Annotated in this window: 27 protein-coding genes; 21 read left to right on the forward strand and 6 right to left on the reverse strand. The window is 43.5% G+C overall.

Annotated elements, in window-relative coordinates:
- Together IX53_RS08505 and IX53_RS08510 are read left to right on the forward strand one after the other, a co-directional pair.
- Window positions 1–1,248, forward strand: coding sequence for a glycerate kinase type-2 family protein (locus IX53_RS08505; RefSeq protein WP_047754978.1), 1,248 nt, complete (start codon window positions 1–3; stop codon window positions 1,246–1,248).
- 196 nt (window positions 1,249–1,444) lie between these two features.
- Window positions 1,445–1,849: a DUF5362 family protein gene (locus IX53_RS08510; protein WP_047754979.1), complete on the forward strand. Its 405-nt coding sequence runs from the start codon at window positions 1,445–1,447 to the stop codon at window positions 1,847–1,849.
- A gap of 91 nt (window positions 1,850–1,940) precedes the next feature.
- Here IX53_RS08510 and IX53_RS08515 read toward each other — a convergent pair whose 3' ends face one another.
- Window positions 1,941–2,591, reverse strand: coding sequence for a DUF6062 family protein (locus IX53_RS08515; RefSeq protein ID WP_047754980.1), 651 nt, complete (start codon window positions 2,589–2,591; stop codon window positions 1,941–1,943).
- Window positions 2,592–2,733: 142 nt separating this feature from the next.
- On the opposite strand from IX53_RS08515, the gene IX53_RS08520 reads away from it, so the two are divergent.
- Genes IX53_RS08520 through rdgB form a run of 6 tightly spaced genes read left to right on the forward strand, consistent with a single transcriptional unit; the run spans window position 2,734 to window position 7,645 of the window.
- Window positions 2,734–3,420 carry a zinc metallopeptidase gene (locus tag IX53_RS08520; protein ID WP_047754981.1) on the forward strand — a complete coding sequence of 229 codons (687 nt, stop codon included), beginning with the start codon at window positions 2,734–2,736 and terminating at the stop codon, window positions 3,418–3,420.
- Entirely contained in the window at window positions 3,420–4,427 is a 1,008-nt protein-coding gene (locus tag IX53_RS08525) for a transcription antitermination factor NusB (protein ID WP_047754982.1), read from the forward strand. The genes IX53_RS08520 and IX53_RS08525 overlap by 1 nt, the downstream gene beginning before the upstream one ends.
- Window positions 4,428–4,447: 20 nt before the next feature.
- A complete protein-coding gene (gene rlmN / locus IX53_RS08530; RefSeq protein ID WP_047755582.1) occupies window positions 4,448–5,479 on the forward strand; it encodes a dual-specificity RNA methyltransferase RlmN in 1,032 nt (343 codons plus the stop codon).
- Window positions 5,476–6,381: a ribosome small subunit-dependent GTPase A gene (gene rsgA, locus IX53_RS08535; protein ID WP_047754983.1), complete on the forward strand. Its 906-nt coding sequence runs from the start codon at window positions 5,476–5,478 to the stop codon at window positions 6,379–6,381. The genes rlmN and rsgA overlap by 4 nt, the downstream gene beginning before the upstream one ends.
- Window positions 6,381–7,028 carry a ribulose-phosphate 3-epimerase gene (rpe, locus tag IX53_RS08540; protein ID WP_047754984.1) on the forward strand — a complete coding sequence of 216 codons (648 nt, stop codon included), beginning with the start codon at window positions 6,381–6,383 and terminating at the stop codon, window positions 7,026–7,028. Before rsgA ends, rpe begins: the two co-directional genes overlap by 1 nt.
- Entirely contained in the window at window positions 7,025–7,645 is a 621-nt protein-coding gene (rdgB, locus tag IX53_RS08545; RefSeq protein ID WP_047754985.1) for an RdgB/HAM1 family non-canonical purine NTP pyrophosphatase, read from the forward strand. The genes rpe and rdgB overlap by 4 nt, the downstream gene beginning before the upstream one ends.
- On the opposite strand, the gene lgt is transcribed toward rdgB, so the two are convergent.
- From lgt to IX53_RS08560, 3 genes are all read right to left on the reverse strand, one after another.
- On the reverse strand, window positions 7,569–8,450 hold the full coding sequence (gene lgt, locus IX53_RS08550; RefSeq protein WP_047754986.1) for a prolipoprotein diacylglyceryl transferase: 882 nt from the start codon (window positions 8,448–8,450) through the stop codon (window positions 7,569–7,571). The genes rdgB and lgt overlap by 77 nt on opposite strands.
- 74 nt (window positions 8,451–8,524) lie before the next feature.
- The gene (gene tig, locus IX53_RS08555; protein WP_047754987.1) at window positions 8,525–9,832 is read right to left on the reverse strand and encodes a trigger factor; all 1,308 of its coding nucleotides are present in this window, start codon (window positions 9,830–9,832) and stop codon (window positions 8,525–8,527) included.
- An 86-nt stretch (window positions 9,833–9,918) separates the two neighbouring features.
- Entirely contained in the window at window positions 9,919–10,383 is a 465-nt protein-coding gene (locus IX53_RS08560) for a metallophosphoesterase (protein ID WP_047754988.1), read from the reverse strand.
- Between the two features lie 104 nt (window positions 10,384–10,487).
- Here IX53_RS08560 and IX53_RS08565 point away from each other — a divergent pair, with 104 nt between their 5' ends.
- From IX53_RS08565 to IX53_RS08605, 9 genes are all read left to right on the forward strand, one after another.
- Entirely contained in the window at window positions 10,488–11,156 is a 669-nt protein-coding gene (locus IX53_RS08565; RefSeq protein ID WP_047754989.1) for a TIGR03936 family radical SAM-associated protein, read from the forward strand.
- Window positions 11,143–11,901 (forward strand): YebC/PmpR family DNA-binding transcriptional regulator, encoded by a 759-nt coding sequence (locus IX53_RS08570; protein ID WP_047754990.1) that lies wholly within the window; start codon window positions 11,143–11,145, stop codon window positions 11,899–11,901. Before IX53_RS08565 ends, IX53_RS08570 begins: the two co-directional genes overlap by 14 nt.
- A 114-nt stretch (window positions 11,902–12,015) precedes the next feature.
- On the forward strand, window positions 12,016–12,498 hold the full coding sequence (lspA, locus tag IX53_RS08575; RefSeq protein ID WP_053001275.1) for a signal peptidase II: 483 nt from the start codon (window positions 12,016–12,018) through the stop codon (window positions 12,496–12,498).
- Entirely contained in the window at window positions 12,467–13,402 is a 936-nt protein-coding gene (locus IX53_RS08580; protein WP_047754991.1) for an RluA family pseudouridine synthase, read from the forward strand. The genes lspA and IX53_RS08580 overlap by 32 nt, the downstream gene beginning before the upstream one ends.
- On the forward strand, window positions 13,399–16,095 hold the full coding sequence (locus IX53_RS08585; RefSeq protein ID WP_047754992.1) for a DNA polymerase III subunit alpha: 2,697 nt from the start codon (window positions 13,399–13,401) through the stop codon (window positions 16,093–16,095). Before IX53_RS08580 ends, IX53_RS08585 begins: the two co-directional genes overlap by 4 nt.
- On the forward strand, window positions 16,092–16,739 hold the full coding sequence (locus IX53_RS08590) for a histidine phosphatase family protein (RefSeq protein WP_047754993.1): 648 nt from the start codon (window positions 16,092–16,094) through the stop codon (window positions 16,737–16,739). The genes IX53_RS08585 and IX53_RS08590 overlap by 4 nt, the downstream gene beginning before the upstream one ends.
- 40 nt (window positions 16,740–16,779) lie before the next feature.
- Window positions 16,780–17,439, forward strand: a complete 660-nt coding sequence (locus tag IX53_RS08595) for a 2-phosphosulfolactate phosphatase (protein ID WP_245612789.1) — start codon at window positions 16,780–16,782, stop codon at window positions 17,437–17,439.
- Window positions 17,436–17,627 carry a hypothetical protein gene (locus tag IX53_RS08600; RefSeq protein ID WP_047754995.1) on the forward strand — a complete coding sequence of 64 codons (192 nt, stop codon included), beginning with the start codon at window positions 17,436–17,438 and terminating at the stop codon, window positions 17,625–17,627. The genes IX53_RS08595 and IX53_RS08600 overlap by 4 nt, the downstream gene beginning before the upstream one ends.
- Before the next feature lie 18 nt (window positions 17,628–17,645).
- On the forward strand, window positions 17,646–18,281 hold the full coding sequence (locus IX53_RS08605; protein WP_047754996.1) for a hypothetical protein: 636 nt from the start codon (window positions 17,646–17,648) through the stop codon (window positions 18,279–18,281).
- A gap of 111 nt (window positions 18,282–18,392) precedes the next feature.
- On the opposite strand, the gene IX53_RS08610 is transcribed toward IX53_RS08605, so the two are convergent.
- Window positions 18,393–19,493: an AAA family ATPase gene (locus tag IX53_RS08610; RefSeq protein ID WP_047754997.1), complete on the reverse strand. Its 1,101-nt coding sequence runs from the start codon at window positions 19,491–19,493 to the stop codon at window positions 18,393–18,395.
- A gap of 604 nt (window positions 19,494–20,097) precedes the next feature.
- On the opposite strand from IX53_RS08610, the gene aspC reads away from it, so the two are divergent.
- Entirely contained in the window at window positions 20,098–21,258 is a 1,161-nt protein-coding gene (aspC, locus tag IX53_RS08615; protein ID WP_047754998.1) for an aspartate aminotransferase, read from the forward strand.
- Between the two features lie 135 nt (window positions 21,259–21,393).
- Here the strand turns inward: aspC and IX53_RS08620 are convergent, their stop codons facing one another.
- Entirely contained in the window at window positions 21,394–22,524 is a 1,131-nt protein-coding gene (locus tag IX53_RS08620) for an HD domain-containing protein (protein ID WP_047754999.1), read from the reverse strand.
- A 91-nt stretch (window positions 22,525–22,615) separates the two neighbouring features.
- Between IX53_RS08620 and IX53_RS08625 the strand changes: the two genes are divergently transcribed.
- From IX53_RS08625 to IX53_RS08635, 3 genes are read left to right on the forward strand one after another with little or no spacing between them, the layout of a single operon-like run.
- Window positions 22,616–23,227: a CBS domain-containing protein gene (locus IX53_RS08625; protein ID WP_047755000.1), complete on the forward strand. Its 612-nt coding sequence runs from the start codon at window positions 22,616–22,618 to the stop codon at window positions 23,225–23,227.
- Window positions 23,220–24,008 (forward strand): undecaprenyl-diphosphate phosphatase, encoded by a 789-nt coding sequence (locus tag IX53_RS08630; protein ID WP_047755001.1) that lies wholly within the window; start codon window positions 23,220–23,222, stop codon window positions 24,006–24,008. The genes IX53_RS08625 and IX53_RS08630 overlap by 8 nt, the downstream gene beginning before the upstream one ends.
- The gene (locus IX53_RS08635) at window positions 24,009–24,626 is read left to right on the forward strand and encodes an MBL fold metallo-hydrolase (RefSeq protein ID WP_047755002.1); all 618 of its coding nucleotides are present in this window, start codon (window positions 24,009–24,011) and stop codon (window positions 24,624–24,626) included.
- The last annotated feature ends 3 nt before the right edge of the window (window positions 24,627–24,629 follow it).

Below are 24,629 nucleotides of genomic sequence, written 5' to 3' on the forward strand. Positions count from 1 at the left end.
ATGAATAGCATCAGGGAAGACGCCCTGTACATATCCAAAGAATCTATAAAGGCGGTGCTTCCGGAAAACGCAGTGATTTCTGCCCTTGAAGGCGTTGAATTTGAAGGAGACATTGTTCTTGTTGCCATCGGAAAAGCAGCTTGGAGAATGGCCGCTGCTGCGAAGGAAACACTGGGGGATAAAATCTCGAGAGGGGTAGTGATCACAAAATACCAACACAGTCTGGGAGAAATCGAGGGGCTCGAAGTGTATGAAGCTGGACACCCTGTTCCAGATGAGAATACCCTGAAGGCTACAGAGCGTGCCATCAAGCTCGTGAAAGACCTTACTGAAAAAGACACGGTACTATTTCTTGTTTCCGGTGGTGGTTCTGCTCTGTTCGAGAGCCTTCGAGAAGGTGTTACCCTCGACGACCTTATGGACATCACACAGCAGCTTCTGAAATCAGGGGCAAACATTGTGGAAATAAATATGGTGAGGAAGCATCTATCGAAAGTCAAAGGAGGCGGATTTGCAAGACTTGTTCAACCAGCGAGGGTGTTTTCTCTGGTGCTTTCAGATGTACTAGGAGACAGACTCGACAGTATCGCTTCTGGACCAGCGTATCCGGATAGTAGCACTTCCGAAGAAGCTCTGCAGGTAATAGAAAAATACGGGATACGGATAAGGGAAGAACTTCGGAATATACTCATGGTCGAAACACCAAAATCCCTGAACAATGTTGAGACGAAGATTATTGGAAGTGTGAGTAGAGTATGCGAGGTAGCCACCGAAAAGGCGAAAGAACTTGGTTACAACACGATGATCCTCACAACAACGCTAGATTGCGAAGCGCGGGAAGCTGGCGCTTTTCTGGCAGCAATAGCAAGACAGATATACGAATACAACACACCTCTAAAAAAGCCCTGTGCCATCATTCTTGGTGGTGAAACGGTTGTTCATGTCAAAGGCACAGGAAAGGGTGGAAGAAATCAAGAACTCGCACTTTCGGCAGCTGGGGGTATAAAGGGACTGAAGGATGTTGCTATTTTATCTATCGGCACTGACGGTACAGACGGTCCTACAGATGCAGCAGGCGGGATTGTAGATGGTACCACCGTAAAGCGCTTAAAAGAAAAGGGACTGGATATAGATGCTTTTCTGAACAATAATGATGCATACCATGCCCTTCAAGTTATTGGTGATCTTATAAAGACCGGTCCCACGGGAACGAATGTGAATGACTTGCTTCTTCTTCTCGTTAGATGAAAAGGGTGAAGGCGTTACTTTCACCCTTTTCATTTGATGTTTTAATCGAATAAAATACCTATGAAGAAAATCGATTATTAAGTGGTTCATCTCAAATGTGGGGTAAGGGGTGTTGACCTCGATAAAAATAGTTCTTTTGAACCAACGGGACGTTTGCTGGCTTGAGAATGTGATGTATTGAAAGGGGGAATTTAAAATGGCTGAAGGTAACAAAGAAGTGCGATTATCATTCTCAACATTGAAGGGTCTTTCTTATTGGGCAGGTTTTTTAGGTATGTGGCTCATCATCGCTGGAATTTTCGCATTTATTGGTGGCATTATCGCTTTAGGAGGTGGTATGGGAGGCATAGGCCCCTTTTTAAGCGGGCTGATAAGTGGTGGTCTGACGGTTTTCATGGGTTCAAAGCTTCGGCAGGCAAAAAAATCCATCGAAGAGTATATGTTCTCTGACAACTCTATAATGCTGGAAAATGGACTCGACAGTATGCGAGTCTTTTTCAAAGTGCAGGGCATACTTATAATAATTGCCCTTGTATTCGCTGTAGTAGCGATTATCGCAGCCCTCTCAGGGGTAATGATGGGTTTTGGTCATTACTATTGACATTCTTTATGCAAAGAATTTGCTTCGAGTATCGAGAGATGTATTTACAAATGACGGCTGGAGCACTCAGGAGATAGCTGCCCGCTGGCGGTTATGTTTTTTTCTCGCCGACGAGTTTCGCTGTTAATTTCCACGAATCCGTCTCTGGGCCAAAAGGTTCTGAGTTTCTATAATCATGCTTGTTTATATAGAGTTTAAGGGACTGGTGAAGTCTTAAGAACTTTTTGTTCTGTACTTCTCTAAACCATCTCTCGGTATCACCCTTTATTAAAGACAAAAGCTCGTCCGAGTGCTCTATACAGATAGTTTGTTTTGAATTTTCGTAAAGCAATCGCCAGCGGAGAGCATTAAAAAGGCTTGCCAGGGAGTTTAAGTACCTTCCGGCCGTTTCTTCCTCAAAACTGCACAGGTAACAACTTTTCTCATTTCTCTTCGTTTTTCTTTTCTTAATTCCAAGCGCCTTGACCTGTCTTGAGAGCATTTCTTCAAAGAGTAACGCAACAGAAAGACCTCCAATGCTCGAATCGGAGCGTGCGAGCTCTATAGTGATATTTCTGTGCTTTTCGCACATGCCGCCCTTAAGAAGCTTATCCCGGGCTTCAAAGTTGTGCATCAGGTTTGAGAGTGTGCTCTCTAGCCAGCTTCTTGTGGATTCAGTGATGGCGGTACATATAGGGCAGTCGGACCTCTCAGCGTTCAATAGATCAAAAATCGTGCTTTCAGCGACGTGTTTTGCCTTCATCTCCTCACCTCGAAAATAAACTGTCATAAAGACATTTTAACACTGTTGGGAACCATAGATGCTAATAGCAATGGTTTCTTGAACCCATTGATACAGGAAAAGTCAAATATATGGTGTTATAATTAAGTTTGGAGGTGATTTGATGCTTTTCTGGGACCCAACATTCATATTCCTGATTCCGGCAATTATTCTGGCTATATGGGCTCAATCCCTTGTGCAGCAGAGATTCTACAAATATTCGCGTATAAATTCCAGTTTCGGATTCACCGGCGCCGAACTGGCAAGAAGGTTGCTCGATAATGCTGGACTCTTCGATGTTAAAGTCGAGTCCATTCCAGGAAAGCTCACGGATCATTACGATCCGAGGACGAGAGTCGTCAGGCTTTCCGCTTCTACGTTCAACAGTCATTCAATCGCAGCTCTCGGCGTTGTCGCTCACGAGATTGGGCACGCAATTCAGCACAAGGAAGGCTACGTTCCACTAACGATTCGTAACGCCTTCGCTCCTGTAGCGAGTTTTGGTTCGGGTTTCAGCTGGATCATTTTTCTGATGGGCCTTCTGTTCTGGTCACCGGTGTTGATGAAATTCGGTATCATCCTGTTCTTGCTTGTTGTCCTTTTTACGCTCATAACGTTGCCGGTGGAATTCAATGCCAGCAGGAAAGCCAGTGTTTTGCTGAACAACATGGGAATGCCATCAAAAGAAATAGCCGCCGTCAATCAGGTTCTCAACGCCGCGGCGATGACCTATGTAGCTTCCGTGGCGATGGCTCTTTTGCAGTTGTTACGTATGCTCTTCATAGCTGGATTGTTCGGTGATCGCGACTGATGAAGAAGGGGACAAGAGAGATAGCGTTGGAGATACTTAGCTTCTTTGATAAAAATGGGTATATACCATCAAAAAAGGTGGAGATTGCACTCTCCACCCTTTCTTTTGAAGAGAGAAAATTTACTGTAAATCTATATATGGGAGCGTTAAGAAAACAGGTATTCATAGATCATATTCTCAAAAAGTACCTGAAGAGACCCGATAAACTCCCTGCGGCTGTAAGGAATGCGCTAAGACTTGGTGTTTTCCAGATATACTTCGTTGATTCAGTGCCGGAGTACGCGGCCATCAAAGAAACCGTAAGTCTTGTAGGTGTGAAGAGCTTTAAAAATCTTGTGAACGCAGTTTTGAGAAGGATCGCTAACGAACGTATCGAATTCGACTTCCTCCCCCTCTGGTTAAGGCATTCGCACCCGGAGTGGCTGGTGAGCTATTTCAAGGCTCTTCCGTATTTGGATGACCTCGAACCCCTTCTTGAATACAATCAAGCTCCTCCGTTAGAAACATATCTAATTGACGAAATGAAACGGGCAGAATTGGAAGAAAATAGTTACTTTTTCACCGATAGCGAGTTCTCCGATGTTGCTATACTTGTTGAGAGGGGAATCGGAAAACCGGAACTGCATCGAGTAGACGAAATGGAGTATATCTTGGAGAAAACGGGAGAGAAAGTGTTGAGGAAAAGTGGCAGTATGCTCTCCCTTTTGAACGAGAAGCCCTGGCTTTTCAGAACGTTGAAGAGAGACGATTTCTCAAAAGCAACTGAGTCCCTCCTTTCAGAACTCGCAAACTGCGAGCACAAGGTGTTTTTCTTGCTACTCGATAGTTACAGCTTGGAAGAGACACGAGGACTTATGCATAGACTGATAAAAAGAGGATACAGTCCTGAGGGCTTTGATGTTACTTTTGGTGGTAGATTAAAAGGAAAGGAGCAGGATTACGGAGTTTATTATTTTCCCCCTGATGCTCCGAGACCATGCTTTGTTTCATACCTGAGGAGGCGATGAGAATTTCAGGTGGTGATAGTTTGAAAGAGTTGCTCTCGTTAAATTACGAAGAATTCAAAAATGAAATACTGGCACTTGGCCTTGTGAGGTTCAGAGCGGACCAGGTCTTTGATTGGGTCTACAGAAAAAAAGTATTTGATTTTGAGGCCATGACTAATCTTTCAAAGGCCAACAGGGCGTTATTAAAAGAACACTTTACTTTTCCTGTTTTCAGTATGAAGAACAGACAGATAGCCAGCGACGGGACGGAAAAATTTCTCTGGGAGCTATCCGACGGCGAATACATCGAGACGGTGGTTATCAGACATCCTGATCATATTACTTTCTGTATATCCAGTCAGGTAGGGTGTCAGCTCGGGTGTACATTCTGTGCCACCGGATTGAGCGGCTTCAAGAGAGATCTCAGGACTTCGGAAATTGTAGCGCAGGTCCTCTATATGGAACAGAAGATAGGAAAAGAAGTGAACAACATAGTCTTTATGGGCATGGGCGAGCCATTTTTGAACAACGAGGCCGTCTTTAAGAGTATTGAGATACTCCATGAAAAGAAAGGGAGAAACCTTGGCATCAGACACTTCACGATCTCCACCGCGGGAATTCCCGAAGGTATAAAAAAGCTGGCAAATTCCGGACTCGATGTAAAACTCTCCGTTTCCCTTCATGCAGCTGATGACGAGAAGCGAAGCGAGTTGATGCCAATCAACAGGAGATTTCCCCTCAAAGAGCTATTTAATATACTGGATTATTACCAGAAAGAAACGGGAAACCGGATAACTTTTGAATACATATTAATAGATGGAATCAATGATTCCCTTGAGGATGCGAGAAAGCTTGCTGTTTTGCTCAAAGGCATGAAGGCATTTGTGAATCTTATACCCGTCAACCCGGTAGTTCCTCGTTTTAATCGGCCATCAGTGGAGCGTTCAAAGGCTTTTGAGAAAACCCTAAGGGACATGGGGATAGAAGCGGCTGTCAGAGTCGAAAAGGGAACGGACATAGACGCGGCCTGTGGCCAGTTGAGAAGGCGTCATCTCAGGGGTGATTCATTTTGACCAACGAGCGTCTAAGAGGAACCGTCATTCGTTACGATAGCAGGACTCTCATCGTGACCGAGCTTCATACCCGAAAACACTATCTATGTGATATGCCCGGTCGTTTCAAGAAGCTGGGGATTCGACCGATCGTTGGTGATATCGTGGAGTTCATTTCCACAGGTGAAAGCAGCGGCATAGTGGAAAACATTCTAAAGCGCCGAAATGAGCTGAAGAGACCGAGAATAGCCAATGTAGATCAGATCGTTCTTGTCACCTGTCTTGAAGAACCCGCCGTGCCCTTTTATATCCTGGACAGATTCCTTGTTCTTGCGGAGTATAGCGGACTTCCAACAGTTATTGCTGTAAACAAAGTGGACCTTCTGAGATCTCGTGAATTTCTGCGAGAACTTTACCATACATATGGAGAGTATTACAATATTATCGAAGTCTCTGCCAAAACGGGGCATAACATCGATCTGTTACGGGAAGTGTTCAAGGGTAAGATTTCCACCATGGCTGGCATGTCTGGTGTGGGAAAAAGCAGTCTGCTCAATGCCCTGAATCCGGGGCTCAGGTTGAAGACTTCTGATATTTCCAGAAGACTGGACAGGGGAAAGCACACGACCTCGCGAGTCGAGCTCCTCGAATTTGATTTTGGCGGATACGTAGCCGATACACCGGGCTTTGCATCACTGGAGTTGCCGGAACTTATGCCGGAGGAATTGAAAGAATATTTCAGAGAATTGAAAGCGCATAGTGGCTACTGTGCCTTTTCTGACTGCGTTCATATAAATGAGCCGAACTGCTACATAAAAGAACTCGTTGAAACTGAGGATATTCCTTTAACGAGATATGAAAGCTACAAGAAGATGTACGAAGAACTGCTGGAACGGAGTAAGCAAAGAAAGGGGCGGAGATAGTGGTAAAAGTGTCACCTTCAATACTGGCTGCAGATTTTTTGAAACTCCAGCTCGAGCTCGAGAAGGTCAGAAATGCCGATTATTTACACATAGACGTTATGGATGGACACTTCGTGCCAAACATCACCTTTGGCATCCCATTAATGGAAGCGCTCAACAGAACTGATACTCCACCTCTCGACGTCCATCTCATGATCTCCGAACCTTCAAGGTATGTTGATAAATTCATTGACCTCGGCGCAAAGATTGTTGCCGTACATATCGAGGCTGAAAACCATCTCCATCGGCTATTGGAGAATATCAAATCACGGGGTGTGGAAGCCTTTGTGGCTATCAACCCTCATACACCCGTAAATTCGCTTGAGAACATTTTGCCTTTTCTAGACGGTGTGCTTGTAATGACGGTGAACCCGGGCTTTACCGGTCAAAAGTTCATTCCACATATTGCTGAAAAAGTAAAGCAACTAGACATTATAAGGAAAGAAAGAGATCTGAAATTCCGCATAGCCGTTGATGGTGGGATAAATCTGAATAATGCTCCGATCGTAGTAGAATTTGGCGCGGATATACTAGTGATGGGTGCTGCCATTTTCAGAAGCGCTGCACCGGAAGAAGTAGTCACGAAAGTGAAGGAGTTGAAACGATGAACCTCAAAATTCACCTCGTCACTGGTAACAATCACAAAGTTGAAGAGATAAGATCACTTGCTGATAATGAACTTACCGTTGTTCCTATCAGCGATCTTGTTGGAGAAATCGAGGTAGATGAGAAGGGAGACACTTTCCTGCAGAATGCCCTGATAAAGGTCGAAACTTTCAGGCACCTCGGAATCCCTCTGGTAGCAGATGATTCCGGTCTTGAGATAGACGCGCTCAATGGGTTCCCTGGTGTGCAGTCTTCAAGATTCATGGAAGGGCGTCCTTATTCAGAGAAAATGGCTGAGATATTACAACGTTTGGACGGTGAAAAAAACAGGAAGGCACGTTTCAAATGTGCTGCTGTTTTTTACCATCCATCTGGTGTGGTGCTGGCGGTCGAAGGTACTGTGGAAGGAAGTATAGCGTACGAAATAAGGGGAGAACAGGGCTTTGGGTATGACCCCATATTCGTGCCTGATGGCTATGACAGAACCTTTGGCGAGCTGGGACAGGAGGTAAAGTCTATAATCAGTCACAGGGCACGAGCATTCAAGAAACTATTCTCACTGCTTCGCCTTTTCTTTTCGAATATAGATACAGAAAAGCACCACAAATCATCAGAATAATTGAGACAACCTGTGCGGTTCGAAATTGTCCCACAATAAGACTGTCCAACCTGAGAGCTTCTATGAAGTATCTGCCGGCTGAATACAGCACCATGTACAAGCCGGTTGTCTCACCGTAGTTTTTTCTGAATTTTCTTGTATAGTTGAAGACTATAAAGAAGACAAACAGGTCCCACAGGCTTTCATATAGGAAAGTCGGGTGGAAGTATTCGAACTCTCTAAAACCCGGCATTCGGTAAGCAAGGGGAACATACATTTTCCATGGAAGATCCGTAGGGGCACCGTATGCTTCGTGATTCATGAAATTACCCCAACGTCCTATTGCCTGGGCCAGTGGGAGAACGGAAGTGAATATATCAGAAGCCTGCAAGAATTTTATCCCCGCACTCTTTTTCAAACGAGTATAGAGAAATCCAGATAAGAGAGCACCAAAGATGGCTCCGTGTATAGCGAGTCCGCCGTTCCAGATTCTGAATATCTCCATAGGGTATTCTCTGTAGAGCTCGAACTCGAAAGCCACGTAATAAAGTCGTGCACCGATTATTCCAGCTATGATACCCCAGAAGATCATCTCAATGAGATGGTCTTCCTTGATACCTTCTTTTAGAGCCAGTTTTTTGCCAAGAAGATATGCGACAAATATGGCGGAAGCTATAAGAAATCCATACCATCTAATTTCAAAGGGTCCCAGTTTTAGCAATATAGGATTGACTACAATTCTTCCCGAGAATGAGAGTACCACGAACCAGCCCAGCAGAATAATTCCAGTGAATGCCAGTGCAAAAAAAAGCAGCGACTTTTTCATTATATATCCCCCCAATTGTCCATATTATACAAAAAACATGCTGGCACAAGCCAGCATGTTTTCATAACCGAATTTTATTCTTTTTCTTCGTTTTCTACTTTTGTATCTTCAGAAGTTTCTTCCTTTTTCTCTTCTTCGGTTTCAATTTCCTTAATGGTTGCAACTTCGATGACCAAATCGAGTACTTTGTTCTTTTTTAGATTCGAGACGATATCTTCGCGAAGGTCCTCTCTGGATTTGACGATCTCCACAGCTCTTTCAACGGAGATACCCCAGTAAGGCGCGAGTTCTTCGGCATTTTTCAAAATCTCTTCTTCAGTAACTTCGATTTCATTAGTCCTGGCTATTTCCTCGATGAAACGCTCTCTTTTGAGTTCATTGAGAATGCTTTCTCTGATCTGATTTCTCAAGTTCTCTTCGCTTCCGGCCTGCTTCAGGTATGTTTGGTAAGTCTTTTCTTTGATAAGGTTTTCTATGGATTTAACAACGAAATAGTCTATCGTTTTGTCGGAGATTTTAACGTCGACAAAATCAGCGATCTTATCGAAAGCCTGTTGCCTTAAGAAGTCTCTCTTCCAGTTGTCGAAGGCTTCCATTCCTTCTTTTTCGATCTTCTTCTTCAACTCTTCGAGTGTTTCCACTTCACTGGTAACAGATTTGGCGAACTCATCATCGAGTTCCATAAGAATGCGTTTGTAAACTTCTTTAATACCAACGGTATAGTTGTAAACGTTGTCGGAGTTCTCAAATGTTCTTTCGAACTCCACAATGTCACCTTTTTTCTTCCCTATGATATTGGTGACAATGGGCCTGTCGTCGCCCTCGACTATGTGTATCTCCTGCGTCTTTTTGTCGGCAATTACTTTTCCATCTTTGACGATGGTGTATTCGATTTCTACAACGTCACCTATCTCTGCGGGACCTTCTTTAGGCTCAATGATAGCATTCTCATTTCTGAGCTCTTCCAGTTTGTTATCAACGTAATTGACGAGTACCTCTTCTTTCTTTGGGATGGAGAACTCCACTCCTTTGTAATCTTTGACCTCGGCTTTGGGTTTTCTGTGCAATTCAACAACAAAGGTTATGCTTCCGTCGTCGTTTCTCTTTCTTTCGGCAATAATAGCGGGGATAAAGAGCTCTTCATCCTTGAGCTCTTCTTCAACTTTCTTCCCAAGTTCATCGAAGACGATTTCATCGAAGTTCTCGCCAAGATAGGACATTATTATCCCTTTTGGTGCTTTGCCCTTTCTAAAACCACGAATTGAGTAATTTGCGTTAACATGCCTTACTGCTTCATCCTCGGCTCTCCCCACTTCTTCAGGGGTAAATACGAATTCGAAAACTTCAACGTTGAGTTCCTGACTGATATTCTTCTTTTCCACTCTTGACCCTCCTATCACGTCTTACATAGATTGCGTGTTTCCGGTCGATTATAAGTCTTTAGTTCGTCACATCGGTTAAACAAAGGTTATAATTCCAGTATTTTATATTCATCGTTCAGTTCGTTCAATAATAAACATGTTTCCTTCCCCGTGAGGTAACCGCAGGCTTCTCCAGGATTCACGATGAAGGGCTTGCCCGGTCTTATATCCATGTTGTGGGTATGACCGTAGAAGATGTAATCTATATCTTTCAGGCTTTTGAGGGCGAAGGGCTCGTGCATCAATGCGATCCTTTTGCCTCTGTGTGTTATTTCGACAGGTCCAATAAAAAAGGATTCACCCAGGATACGCTTGAGCATTATTTTCTCTCCATCGTTGTTACCAGCTACTACGAAGATCTCACCGTCAAACTCCGTTAATAGCTTTGCTGTGAAAGGAGATATGATGTCGCCGCAGTGAAATATTGTATCGACGTAGTGTTCTTTTGCCAGCTTAATAGCCTTTTTCAAGCTTTCGATGTTGTCGTGAGTATCTGCTATCACCATCCACATTTCATTACCCTCCTGTTAGTTGTAAATTTATTTGTTATCGCATACAATTATACTGTCGATTGAGAAATAATCGTCAAAAAATTGATACTCTGGAGTTGAAAGAATTGGCAGAATATATTCTTCGTTTTGGAAGAGGAGGACTGCTCAGATTTCTTTCCAGACAGGAAACGAGCACAGCTATCGAAAGGATGTTGAGACGCGCGAAGATACCAATTGCCTATTCCCAGGGCTTTCACCCTCATCCGAAGCTCTCATACGCGCCGGCGGTACCTACGGGAGTCGCAAGTTCTGCGCTATACCTCAAAATAACTACCACGACAAAAGATGATGAAATATTTGACAAGCTTCTTGAACATTCGGTCTTTACGTTGCGAATTCTCGGAGTGTGGGAAGTACCTGAGGGCACAGATTTTCAGGAACTCGTTGAAAAATACAGTTACTGCCTGTATCTTCCAAAAGGAAGGTTTGATCCCAACAGATTTTCGCCGGAAATAATTGTGAAGAAAGTCGGTAAAAGAAACGTAAAGACCTTCAAAGCAGGCGAAGTGTACGAAGGATACGAATTTTCTGAACTGAACGACTACTTTATGGTAAAATATTTTCAGCCAATAACAAAGCTCGTTTCATACCAGGAGTTATTAAAAATTCTTTCAATAACCGATGGTGTATCAGAAGGATCGGTATATGTTTATGTTTTTGATGCGGTGCATAAAGGGAGATATTTAAGTGAAATTCTCAATGATATAGGAGGGAAAAAGAATGTCCGGTCATAATAAGTGGGCCAATATTAAACACAGAAAAGCGGCCCAGGATGCGAAGAAATCCAAAATCTTTACTAAGATCATCAGGGAACTCATGGTCGCTGCAAGGGAAGGCGGAACGGATCCCGTCACAAATACTGCCCTCAGAGCCGCTATGGATAAAGCTAAAGCAGCAAACATGCCCAAAGACACGATGGAAAAAGCCATCAAGAAAGGCGCCGGGGAACTCGAAGGACAGTCTTTCGTTGAGGCCATGTATGAAGGTTATGCCCCTGGTGGCGTTGCAATGCTGATCAGAGCCTTAACAGACAACAAGAACAGAACAGCTCAGGAAATCAGACACATTCTATCGAAGCACGGCGGTAACATGGCTGAAAGCGGAAGCGTCGCGTGGATGTTTGAAAGAAAGGGAGTCATCAGCATCCCCAAATCAGAAATATCCGATATGGACGAATTCCAGTTACTCGCTATTGACGCTGGTGCCGAGGACATCAAAGACGAGGGAGATCCTGTGGAAATAATTACAACACCTGAACAAGTTTCCGATGTCAAGAGTACCCTCGAAGAAAATGGTTTCACAGTTTCTTATGAATTGACTTACATCCCGAAAAATACAGTTTCTGTTTCCGGTACCGATGCGGAAAAGCTATTGAAGCTCCTCAATCTTCTTGAAGACAGCGATGACGTTCAGGAAGTATATGCCAACTTCGAGATGGATGATGCGGAAATGGAAGCGATTATGGAGAAGCTTGGATAAAGATGACCGCCCCGTAAGGGGCGGTTGTTGATTGATGCTTTCTATTCCCTTACCTGCCAGATGTTTGAAACAGGGGTGCCTTAACTCACATAAAAACTGGTTTGAGAAGGTTCGGTGATCTATTTGCTTGTTGCTATAGGTTTTGTTGTCGCTTTGATGTTTGACCAAATAACGAAAGCTGTTGTTGAAAACAACCTGAGATATCTGATGAGGGTGGACATCTTGGGCAAACTACTCGGTTTAAGGTATGTCCACAATAGAGGTGTATCCTTTGGTCTTTTGAGAAGTCTGGGCGTTACCAATATCTCCATCATCACAACGATAATAATACTTTCGTTGCTTCTGGTAGGTAATCATTTCAAAGATAAACTATCTTCTTGGGAGAAACTCTTCTTCGGTGTGATTCTCGGGGGGGCTATGGGCAATCTTGTCGACCGCTTGAGACTCGGTTATGTCGTTGATTTTATAGAGTTGTCATATTGGCCGATCTTTAACGTGGCTGATTCTTGTATTGTCGTGGGCACCGCTCTTTTGTTATTCTCATTTTATCGGAGGGAAAAGTTAAGTGCTGGAAGAGATAGTGGTAACGAATCGTGAAAACGGCTGGCGACTGGATAGGTTTGTAACGGAAATAGCGCCGCCATGGGTTTCTCGTTCGGCCATTCAAAGGCATATAAAAGAAGGTAAAGTTCTCGTTAATGGATCGATGAAGAAACCAGGTTATAAGGTGAAGTCGGGAGACCTCGTCAGCTTCGAGATGCCGAAAAAACCTGTTGACGTCGAAGCACAACCGGAAGATATCCCTCTGAACATCATATATGAAGACAGAGATATCATCGTGGTCAACAAACCAGCCGGTATGATAGTTCATCCGGTGCACAACAAAAAGAGTGGAACGCTGGTTAATGCGCTTTTGAATCATTGTGGGGATCTTCAGGGAATTGGTGGCGTGCTACGCCCGGGAATCGTCCATAGACTCGATAAAGAAACCAGTGGAATCATCGTTGTTGCTAAAAACGACCTTGCACACAATTCGCTATCGCTCCAATTCAAGGCACGAAGTACCGAGAAGATCTATGTAGCAATAGCAAGGGGGAAAACGCCGATTGAGGGGCAGGTGGTACTACCACTGGGGAGACACCCGGTGAACCGATTGAAGATGACAGTCGTTTTTGACGGCAAAGAGGCTACCACATTTTACAGGACACTAAGATATTATTCAGACATCGCTTCGTTTTTGTTGATCAGGCCTAAAACCGGGAGAACGCATCAGATCAGAGTACATATGAAGGAAATAGGTCATCCATTGATTGGAGACAAGCTTTATGGAAAAGCACATCAGGATGAAGTTTTGGGAGCATATCGTCATATGCTGCATGCGCTAAAGCTGAGCTTTAACCACCCACGTACCAATGAGCGAATGTCCTTTGTCGCCCGAATCCCGGAAGATATGGCCAGGGTCCTGAAGAACCTGAGTGAGTTCAGGGAAGATCAACCATGAGAGTGGCTTTTGTTGTTACTGCTTTTGATCTTTACGAGTCAATCGTGCTTCCAAACAAGCTGGCCGAATACCTGAAACGAGAAGGATACGATACCTGTGTGATTATAGATTCCCATCTAGGATCTGTGTATGAAGTTTACTCCGCACTGACTGATAGAGGTATCCGGGTTATTCCCGGTCTCCGGCGAGAAGACAGGTATTATCTCCCGCTGAACGAAAAGGGCTTCTTCCAACTTATCAAGTTTTCTAATGGTCTAAAGACCGATTTAAAGGACATCGAGATAATCGAAGGACCACCGAGGAATCAGGAGCTTTCTTCTCAAAGTCCTGTCTGGGAAGTACGATACTTCGAGAGTGATAACAGAGAATTTTTCGATATATACAGGAGTATCGGGAAAAAGCAAAAACTGCAAGGCGACTACCATTTGCTCAGCAGGAAGGAATATGATTCCTTGTTCAAGGAGAGTTTAAACGTTCCAGAGTTCGAATTTCCTCGTTTCAAACATAAGTTCCCCGTTTCACCTTCTCCGGAGGAATTCGAAAAAATTGCTTACGATGGTCTCCGAAAACTGGGATTTTCCGAAGAACAGTACAAAAACAGACTGGAGTATGAGCTCAATGTTGTAAAATCCAAGAAGCTTGAGAGTTATTTCGCCACTGTAGCTGAGGTAGTTAGAATGGCGGATGAGATCGGTTGCTGGGTTGGTCCTGGCAGGGGCTCCGCGGTTGGTTCATTGTTAGTACGAGTACTAGGTATTACAAGTGTGGATCCCATTGAAAAGGGTCTATATTTTGAGCGTTTCCTCAGCGCGGCAAGAGAAGATTTCCCGGATATAGACATTGATGTGGAAGACGAGATGAGGCAAGAATTGCTTAAGGCATTGAAAAAGAAATTTGGTAAAAGGCATGTCTCCCTCATACAGAGTTATGGTACGTTTTCTTTCAGATCAGCGGTTCGGGCTGTTGGAAAGTTTCTTGGATTGACTGAATCACAAATAAAAAGATTAATTAAGGCTTCATGGGAGGGACGTTCTCTGCCCTCTTCTCTCGCACGAGATGAAACTATCCGCCGTACATTCAAGCTCTCCAAACTTCTTATCGGTCTTCCTTACACAGAATCGATTCATGCCGCAGGAGTACTTCTTTCAGCTGAACCTCTAGATGAAATCATTCCTTTACGGGAAAGTGGGAACACTTACGTTTCGAGATGGACCATGGACACCCTCGAGTCTCTCGGCTTTCAAAAGCTTGACCTGTTGGGACTGAGAAACCTTTCTCTTTTGAAAAAGTTATACAGAGAAATCCCCTGGCTCAAAGAAACAAAGGACAGAAAGACCTATGAACTTGTGGGGCAGGGATATACCACCGGGTTATTTCAACTCGAAAGCACTGAAGCTACGAGGATTGTCAAAAGGGTGAAACCGCAAAATTTGAATGACATCGCAATTTCCCTAGCTTTGAATAGGCCTGGCCCTCTGGAATCGGGAATCACTGAGGAATACCTGAAAAGGCGCGTGATGCCCTCAAAAGAAGCCATTTCAAAAGCGCTTGCTGATACACTGGGAGTGCTTATTTTCCAGGAACAGGTAATCGCCGTTGCTGTGAAGGAACTGGGATTGACACCTGAAGAAGGTGAAGAACTCAGGAGAGCACTGTCGAAAAAGAAGCCAGAGGTTGCTGAAAAACTCATCGCAAAGGCTATGAAAAGAAATGAGGAATCTTCTGAAAACGTAAGAAAACTTGTAGATGTGTTGAGAAAATTTTCCGGCTATGGCTTCAACAAGTCCCACAGTGTCGCTTATTCGCAGATAACCTACTGGCTCGCTTATAAAAAGTGCCACCAACCGGACAGCTTTTTTAAGGTGTTATTCCCTATGCTACCTGTTGAAGATAGAGCTCGGCTCGTCGCAGAGATGAAGAGCTTTGGCTTCAGCTTCAAGATCGGCGAAGGTGATGACAGAAAAACCGTGTACCTTCACCCATCAGAATTGAGAAAATTTCGAGTTAAGTTGCCCATTGAACCTACTGCCGGTTCCTTTCATGAATTCGTGAGAAAGCGTCGGAAAGCCTTTATGGCGAAGGATCTCGAGTTTTTGATAAAAATAGGCTACTTTGATAAATATGGCGCGAGGGAATTATTGCTGAAAGAGATAAACAACGCCCTATCCGGTGTTGATCCGGAACTGAAGTCTGTGCTCAAAGTTTTCGGATACAAAGAGCAGCAGGTGAGCACGTTTGAGGAAGAATCACCACTGGGGAAGGCGGTATTTGAGTATGAAGCACTGGGTTTTAATCTGACGGAATTTGATATCAACAATTCCCCGGAAGACATTGCTGATTCTTCACTTACCGATCTGTATGCGACAAAAGGTACCGGACTAGCATCATATGAACTTGTGATTCTGAGGGAGAAGAGGTTCATCACGGACGGTAGGACGCTCATTCCTGTTTACCGCACGCTACCGGAGAAAGGTTTTATTCTCTTAACAGAAGGGAAAGTGAATGAAGAGAAAGCCTACGAAAAGGTAGAAGGCGTAGTAAGAATATACAATTATCCAGTTCCTCCCAAACATATCCATCCTGCCTCAAAATACAACATCCTTAAAATCAGAATAGGCAAGAATTCCCTTTTGATGAACGGAGCGAAGGTTGAAGGTTATGATCCAGATGAAATAGAGGTGATCAAGCGTTGAAGATACATCTCGTAAGACACGGTGTGTCTGAATGGAATCTTGTAGGAAGATGGCAGGGAAATGCTGATGTGCCCCTCAGTGAAATTGGTAGGTGCCAAGCCGAAGCAACCGCTGAGGAGCTCTTGAACATAGCTCCAAGTGTTTCTCTTTTGTTTTCGAGTGATCTCAAAAGGGCAAGGGAGACTGCCGAGCGAATAGGAAAGAGACTAGGCCTTTCGCCCATACTCAGGAAAGATCTAAGAGAATGCAATTTCAGTCTATGGGCCGGACTGACTTTCGAGGAAGTCTTAAAGAAGTACAAAGAGGAGTTCAGACTCTGGAGCTCAAATCCACGGGTGAGTATAGAAGGCTTAGAATCACTATTTGAATTGAAAGACAGAACTCTAAAAGCACTCGAAGAAATTCGGCAGATAGCGATAGATACTTCCGCAGCCGAGGTGATTGTCGTTGGTCACGGGCTCTGGATAAGAGTACTTCTTTGTGCTCTTCTTGAAATGCCTCTGGAGAACCACAAACGACTTGATGTGGCAAACGCTTCCATAACAACTATTGAAAGTCACGAACAACATGGATGGATACTCAGGACTCTTAACTATCACCAGCATCTTGCTATTGTAGAGGAGGGTATTTGCAATAAAAATTGATGTTTTTCTTTCACCATTGAATTCCCCTAAAACTTTGGAAGTGGCAGTTGGCATTGATGTATTGCGGGCAACAAGTACCATCGTGACCGCTCTTGCTAATGGTGCAACTGCTATTATTCCTGCTTCAAGTCTCGGCGAAGCGCGAAAAATCAAAAGAAAAAATCCTGCGGTGCTACTCGCAGGCGAAAGAGAGGGATTCAAACTTCCGGATTTTGACCTTGGAAACTCTCCCTTCGAGTTTTTTGATGTCAAAGGAAAAGAAATCGTCATCACAACATCTAACGGAACAAAGCTAATAAATTTCTTAAAAGACTCAAGGTATCTCTACATCGCTTCTTTTCTTAACATTAGTGCAGTTGCAATGGAAATACAGAAACTTGAACCCAGCGAACTAGGGATCGGTTGTGCCGGTTCAGGAGGAGAAGTGGGTCTTGAAGATGTACTCTGTGCTGGTGCATTAATAAAATTCCTTCTTTCTTCGAATCCGGATCTAGAGCTTACTGATTCGGCTCTGATCGCACTCGAACTTTTCAATAGATACGGTGGCGAGATCGAAAAAACCATGAGTACCATCGCCAGCCATGGAAGAAAATTGATCATGAAAGGATTTGAAAAAGACGTCCACTTTTGTGCTAAAATTGATTTGTTCTCAACTGTTCCGGTCTATAGAGAAGGGAAAATTGTGAGGAATGACTTATGAAAATGTTGTCATCCATATTCTTTTCAGCGGCAATAGTATTCTTTTTTGTCAGTCTTGTGTTTTTTGAGATTGGTACGAGAAAGGTTAGAAAATCGGACGATCCGAAGACTTATGATAAAAAGGGTGTATTGTTTCTTGTGATTTCTATTATTCTCGCTGGAGTTTCCCTAATCTTTGCGTTCATCTGAAGTTAAGGGGGAATTCGGATGGAAAATGTGGTTGCGCTCGAGCAGATAGTCAATAAACTGCCAGGAGTAAAGGGAGCAAAAATTCTCGCTAATGAAGGTGGGGAATTGAAAGAGATACACATTCTGGCGGACATCAAGAAACCCGCGAAACAGCTGGTTCGCGACATCGAAACCGCAATATACGCGGCTTCTGGAATCAAAATCGATCGGAAAATAGTCAGCGTGGCACAAATTTCGGATGACGAACAGGAAACAGCAGAAACAGGGACTTACGAAGAAAGTCTCGTTGATGCCTCGGCGAGGTTTAACCTGATTTCCGTGGAAACAAAATCTTCAAGCAAACGCCTTACTGTAAGTGTCAACATAGACGATGACGGAAAACAGCTATCGGGCAGTTCTGTGGTGGATATCAACGACGATGAGAAATACATGGCGGCGGTTGAAGCCACTGTTGCGGCTATAAGGGAATCGTTACCAAGCTTCAGGGTTGAGTTCATAGAAAGACTGAAGTACGGTCTGAATGACGTCATCCTTGTTGTTTGTTCTGCCATCATCTCCGGAGAGAGGCGGAAAGAGGCCGGTGCGAGGTTGTTCAAAAAAGACTCCTTCAATGACATCGTCTTGGTGATCCTCGAAACACTCAACAAAATGTAGTTCCTTCATCAAACAAATCTCTAACCACTCTCCATTCAGTGGGAGCTTTTTGGTATTGTTGGAATTTCTCGATAACAGGAAAGTACTTATTTATTTGAGTGAAAAATGTGATCAATCCAGCTCCCGGCATACAAGTTTCACGATTGGATCAGGGATAAAATAGCTTTTCATTGATTTGTGATAACTAATTCCTATGAAGCTCTGTTTTACAAGGGAATTGAGTATTTTGCTCAGAGTTGGATCCGAAATCCTACCATGATTTAGTTCGATGAACTCCTTTATTTTCGAATATCTATTTATTTCAAAAGATATCGCTTTGAGAACGTATCCGTAATTTGAAGACCTATCAACGAGTGCTTGAATTTCCTGCTTTACAAGGTTCATAGCCATTTCTGTTGCCTTCTCTAACGAATCATCTGGAGATATGCCAGTTCTTTCGCAGGAGATATAACCATACATGGAAAGATATCCTACAATACCATCGAGTCTATCAACAGCCTTTTCTAAAGTTGTGCCTGAAATTTCAATGCCAGCCTCTTTGAAACCTGCTGCCAGGAATTCAAGGGACTTATCCCTTGAAAATCTTTCAAGAGTGATTTCGTTCATAAACCTACCATACAAAGGCTCATTGGGGTCATCAACCCTGAGAAAATCATGGAGCAGCCCTACCTCTGATCCCGTGAGTATGAAAACAATATTTTCAAGGTTGTCGTAAACGTATGCAAGGAGATTCAGAAAATCCTTTCCTCCCCTACCATAGAACTTTAGATACTGAGCTTCATCAAAAGCTAAAACAAACTTTTTCTTTTTTAGGGAATTGTTGATTTTTTCCAATATGGAAGCCAAGTTTGAAATAGTACCCCTGTTATTAAATGATATCTGGACTCCGCTGACTGAAATGCTGGATAACATGTCAAGTAATCTGCTAAGTTTCCCCTTCTTAAGGGTCTGTTGAATATTTTCCAGTAGATTTCTATCAAAGGCTTGAATATCTATCAAACCATTTTTCATAAAGGCCCTACAATCTATGAATATATGATAATTATTCGATTCTTCCAGAAAAACTCTTAAAAGTGAAGTCTTTCCTATCCTTCTTAAACCATCCAGAATGACTATTCTCCCTTTATCAACCGCACTGAAAAGCATATCAAGTTCCTTTTCTCTGTTAAAAAGTTCCTCGCGCCTTCGTTTGGGACTTAGTGAAAATAGCATTTTGATCACCTCTTTCAAGAATCACTTAGCAGGTACTAAGTAACTTAATGGGTACTAAGTAACTTAACCCCTATTATCATAACATGTCACTGAAAATCTTAAGCAAACTCAATTGTAGGTTGTCGGTTGTGGGTTGTTTGTTAGAACCGAGAATCCGAGAAGGCGAGATCCGAGAAACCATGACCATAAAGAGCCGTTTATCGTTATCCGTCTTCCGTTGATCAATAAGGGCCTCAGCATTCGCAAACCTCTTGTTTTTTCTCGCTCTCTCGGGTCTCGAATCTCAGATCTCGATTTTCTCCATACCCTATACCCAAAACCCGTTCTTCATCTATGCTCCAATCTCCAACATTCAATCTCGCTCTTTCATCTCGGATTCTCAGACTCTCGGCTCTCGATTATCACAAACAACCAACAACCTACCACCGTTTTTCTTGGACTCTCGATTCTCGGATCTCGGTTCTCGTTATCACGTACAACCAACAACCTACCACCTACAACAGTTCTTCTCTGCATACAATCTCTGTAAGCGTCGTTTTATCAATTGTAAACTGCAAAAAGCTGGAGTATAATTACTTTGAATTTCCTGCTGGAAGGTGATTTGATGAAACTTTCACATTATGTGGAATCAGTGGCTCCGTCTGTGACGCTCCAGTTTAACCAGAGGGTTTTAGAGAAGCTTGAACGTGGTGAGGATGTTGTGAAACTGACTGCCGGTGAGCCTGACTTTCCCACACCCAAACCAATAGCAGAAGCTGCGATCGAGGCAATTAAAGCTGGCAAGACTAAATACACAGGTTCTGCCGGGATAAGGACACTGCGTGAGAGGATAGCCGAAAAGCTGAAAAAGGAAAACGAGCTGGACTATTCCCCTGATGAAATAGTGGTGACAAACGGTGGAAAACAGGCGCTTTACAACACTTTGAAAGCCCTCATTGAACCTGGTGATGAAGTTATTATCGTCTCTCCGTCGTGGGTCAGTTACGAAGCCCAGATAAAGCTGTGTGGAGGAATACCTGTATTTGTTCCTGCTTTTCCGGAAGATTCCTACATTCCAGAATTGTCAAGAATTGAAAAGGCTATCGGCAACCGCACAAAAGTGATGATAATAAATTCTCCCAACAACCCTACCGGCACGGTTTACAACAAAGGATTTTTGCGGAAGCTTTCCGAGCTCCTAAAAGCACGCGGCGTGATCGTTATTTCCGATGAAGTGTATGAAAAACTAGCTTTTGATGAAGAACACGTGAGCATCGCTTCTTTCCCGTGGATGAAAGAACACACGGTGGTTATTAACGCTTTCTCCAAAGCATATTCGATGACTGGATGGAGAGTCGGCTATCTCGCTGCGAACGCGGGTATAGCTAAAGCCGCGGCAAAAATACAGGGACATTCTACATCCAACGTGAACACGATAGCGCAATACGCAGCCCTCAAAGCGCTCGACGTTGACACGGGCTATATGGTAGAAGAGTTCAAGCGCAGAAGAGAATATGTTGGAAAAAGGTTGAAAGAAATGGGCCTGAAATTTCCGTACCCGAAAGGAGCCTTTTATTTCTTTGTTGATATCAGAGAATTCCTTGGAAAAAGATTCAGAAACTCTTTCGACTTCTGTGTTTCGCTGCTCGAAGACGCTGGTGTCGGAATGATACCGGGTAGCGCATTCAACGCGGAAGGTTTTGTCAGATTGTCTTATGCAAGTTCTATGGAGGAATTAAAAGAAGGTCTGGACAGATTTGAAGATTTCCTTGGAAGTGTAGTTTGATCGTCCACAGAATTTTAAAACGCGCCTGTATCCTTGGCGCGTTTTTTATTGTGTTCACAATTATTTAGATTGTGAATTCTGAAGGAGATGAATGATTTTCTGATGAGTCCACACTCGTTGATCAAACAGCGAAGTTCATCTACCTGTCCACTCAAGTCCCAAGCGGAAAGCATCGGAGAGATAACGTACACTTTCAAATTCCGATTCAGAAAGCTTCTCAAGCATTTTATTCATTGCTGAACGGAAGGCAAGTTGAGCGTTTCCCGTCTTTATTTCCATAAGGCATTCAACGACAGCCGCCGATAGATCAGCGGCTCTTACCAATCTGCCTTCCTTGCCCTCGAATGGATCCAGCATACGTGGTTTGAGCTCTTTAACGATTTCAGGTGGCATGTTCGATAACAGCTTTTTGCTGACCATCTTCTCTTCCACTCTGGAAACAACTTCTTCAAAACCTTTGACTTTTTGTTTTGTTGGGGTGATGATGTCACCGGTCAGACTTTCCGGTATATCGTGAAGCAGCGCCCTTTTAACAACCTCCAGCGTGTCGATAGTGTTCCCGGCTTCGTTCTCAAGAAGAGCAAGAAAGAAGGCTACAACAACAACGTAGAACGAATGACCGGCTACTGTTGTCTCGACGTTTCTCTTTAGACGGTTCCACCGAACTGCCCTTAAAAGAACCACAAGGGCTTCTCGGTAGTTCTTCATCCAGTCACTTTCTTTTAACACTCTGTACGGCCTGAGATCCCTAAAGACTGCAAGGCGCTTTTTAAGGCTGTCAAGGGCTTCTTCATAATACTCAGGGAAAAAACGCGAATGAATATTTGCCTCAAGGTTTGCAGATAGCAGGTCCCCAGCGCTTATTATTAAGCCTTCAAGGCTTTCATCCTTTGCTGCTTTCATTTCAGTCATGAAGTCTTCTCTATGTCTTTCAGGCAATAGGGAAGAGACCTCTGCAACAGTGGTATTGAAGACGGCTTCCCATTTTTCGGGGTCGAGTTCTTTGATTAGAACTTTCGTATCAACAGAGATGTCGGAGAGAATGCACTTAGGAAGTTCTTTAAGGACTATTCGTTTGAAGAGTTTTTCTTCATCGACTATTTCGCCGGATTGTTTGGCAATGAGAGACATCAATAGTGAAAACTGGGCAGAAATGAACGCATTTTCCGCTTCATTTGTTCTCAGCAGTGCAGGTCGATTATTCCAGCGAAACATGGTGAAAAGGTTGGTATATAGTTCGAGAAGCCTTATCAATCCCCGATACATCTCTTTACCCCCTGTTTCTCTGCTATACTTGAAGAGTACTGCTGGATTATTGTATCATATCTCACGAATCTATCAAAAAGAGGCGATGACTATGAGGGTTAGCAAGTGGATAAACAGGGCTTTTCCCGTGTTTTCATCCGAGCAGAGTGTTTCCGATGTAATGAAAGTTGCAGAAGAATACAACCTTTCTACAATTGTTGTCCATGATGATGCGAAAAAACTTCTCGGGGTAGTCAAGGGGAAGCAGCTTGTTGAATACGATTCTGAAGTGAAATTGGCAGATATTGTTGAAGAGCCGGAATACTTCAGCTACGACACAGATATCATAGAAGACGTCGTTTTGATGCTCATAGAGAGCCACGACCTCGTTATTCCCGTAGTCTCTGAGGATATGACCCTGAAAGGTGTCGTTACTATTTTCGACATACTCGAGGCCCTTATGGAATTCACCTCCATGGATCAAAAAGGTGTTAGGATTTCCGTAATCCTCAATGACAGACCGGGGGCTTTGAAAAAAGTCGTCGACCTGCTGGCTGACCATGAGATCAATATCCTATCTATAGTCACCTCTCCAGAAGAAGATGGAAAGAAAAATGTTATCATTAGAACTTCCGAAACGGATATAGGAGAAGTAGCAAATATTCTCGATAGCAACGATATCGAGTACGACTCGATAATCGAGGAGGAGGGGTTCAGTGACTGAGTTCTTTAAGTATCTCTTCCTCGGAAGTGTACAAGGGGCAACAGAGTTTCTCCCCGTTTCATCCTCAGGTCATCTGACAATTTTTTCTGAGATCCTGCGGTTAAACCTTGATCCGGACAATTCTAAGGCTCTTTTTGCTTTACTGCATCTGGCAACGTTTTTCGCTGTATTGCTTTTTACTTATCGCGAAATCTTTCAGATTTTCACAGGGCTATTCAAAAAAGGAGATAGACTACGTTCTATCAGATATATCATTCTCTTAACCATTGCTACGATCCCCGCAATCATGACAGGGCTTTTCCTTGAGGGATACATAGACCGCGCGTTTTCCAGTCCTGTCTTTGCTAGTACTATGCTTTTCATTACAGCCATTCTTTTGTTTCTTTCAGACAGGTTCGATGGCAAAGCTGAAATACTGGAAATGGGACTTTTTGGTGCTCTATTAGTAGGAATACTTCAGGCAATAGCTATACTACCGGGCATTTCCAGAAGTGGCATGACTATTTTCGGAGCTCTTTTTATAGGGCTTTCCAGGAAAGATGCTGTTAAGTTTTCTTTCCTTATGAGCTTACCTGTAACATTGGGAGCGGGCATCCTCGAATTTTCAAAGATCGATACTCCTGCTGCCTATGGAATTCTTGCCTTTTTAAGCGCCTTTTTCATGGGAGTTATTGGACTGACTCTGGTTAAGAAGTTTGTTATAAATGGAAAATTGAGAGGATTCGCCTTTTACTGTATAATATTCGCGGTTGTCAGTCTTATTCTTTTAGGAGTGGTCTAAATGGAGTTTGAACTTCTCTTTTCAGGAAGCGTCATTTACGTTTCCGGAGTGATCGATGCTCCCACAAGCAGCGCTGTTCTCCTGAAAGACAGCGAGAGAGTTGTGGTGATTGACCCGGGTGGATTTCCTTCTCTCAAAGCTCTCGAGAGTTCTCTCAGTAAAGTAGGAGTGGCTCCTGAAGAGGTTACCGATGTTTTGCTCACACATTTCCACCTCGATCATGCCTTCAATTCTATCTTCTTCAAGAATGCTACAATAAGGCTTCACAAAAACTACGCCACGCGTAATTATAGGGCTTTCGGTCCGGTGATCGGCCAGATGTATTCGATGGTACTCGATAGCTGGAAAAGGATTGAGCCTTTCGAATCAGGAATGTTGTGGGATACTGTGGAAATCATAGAAACGCCATTCCATTCTAGGGAACATGTCTCCTTCCTTGCCAGAACTAGGAATGCCGGAAATGTATTAATATTCGGCGATTTGTGTGATAGACAGTTCAGGTTCTACGAAATGCGGAAAGGCATGAGAACAGACGAAGCCGCAAAGATAGCCCTTGAACTTTATGATAGAGCCGATACCATTGTCTTTTCCCATGATCTTCCCATAATTAAGGGGTGAAAA

The sequence above is a fragment of the Kosmotoga pacifica genome (assembly GCF_001027025.1).
In the GTDB taxonomy this organism is placed as follows: Bacteria; Thermotogota; Thermotogae; order Petrotogales; family Kosmotogaceae; genus Kosmotoga_B; species Kosmotoga_B pacifica.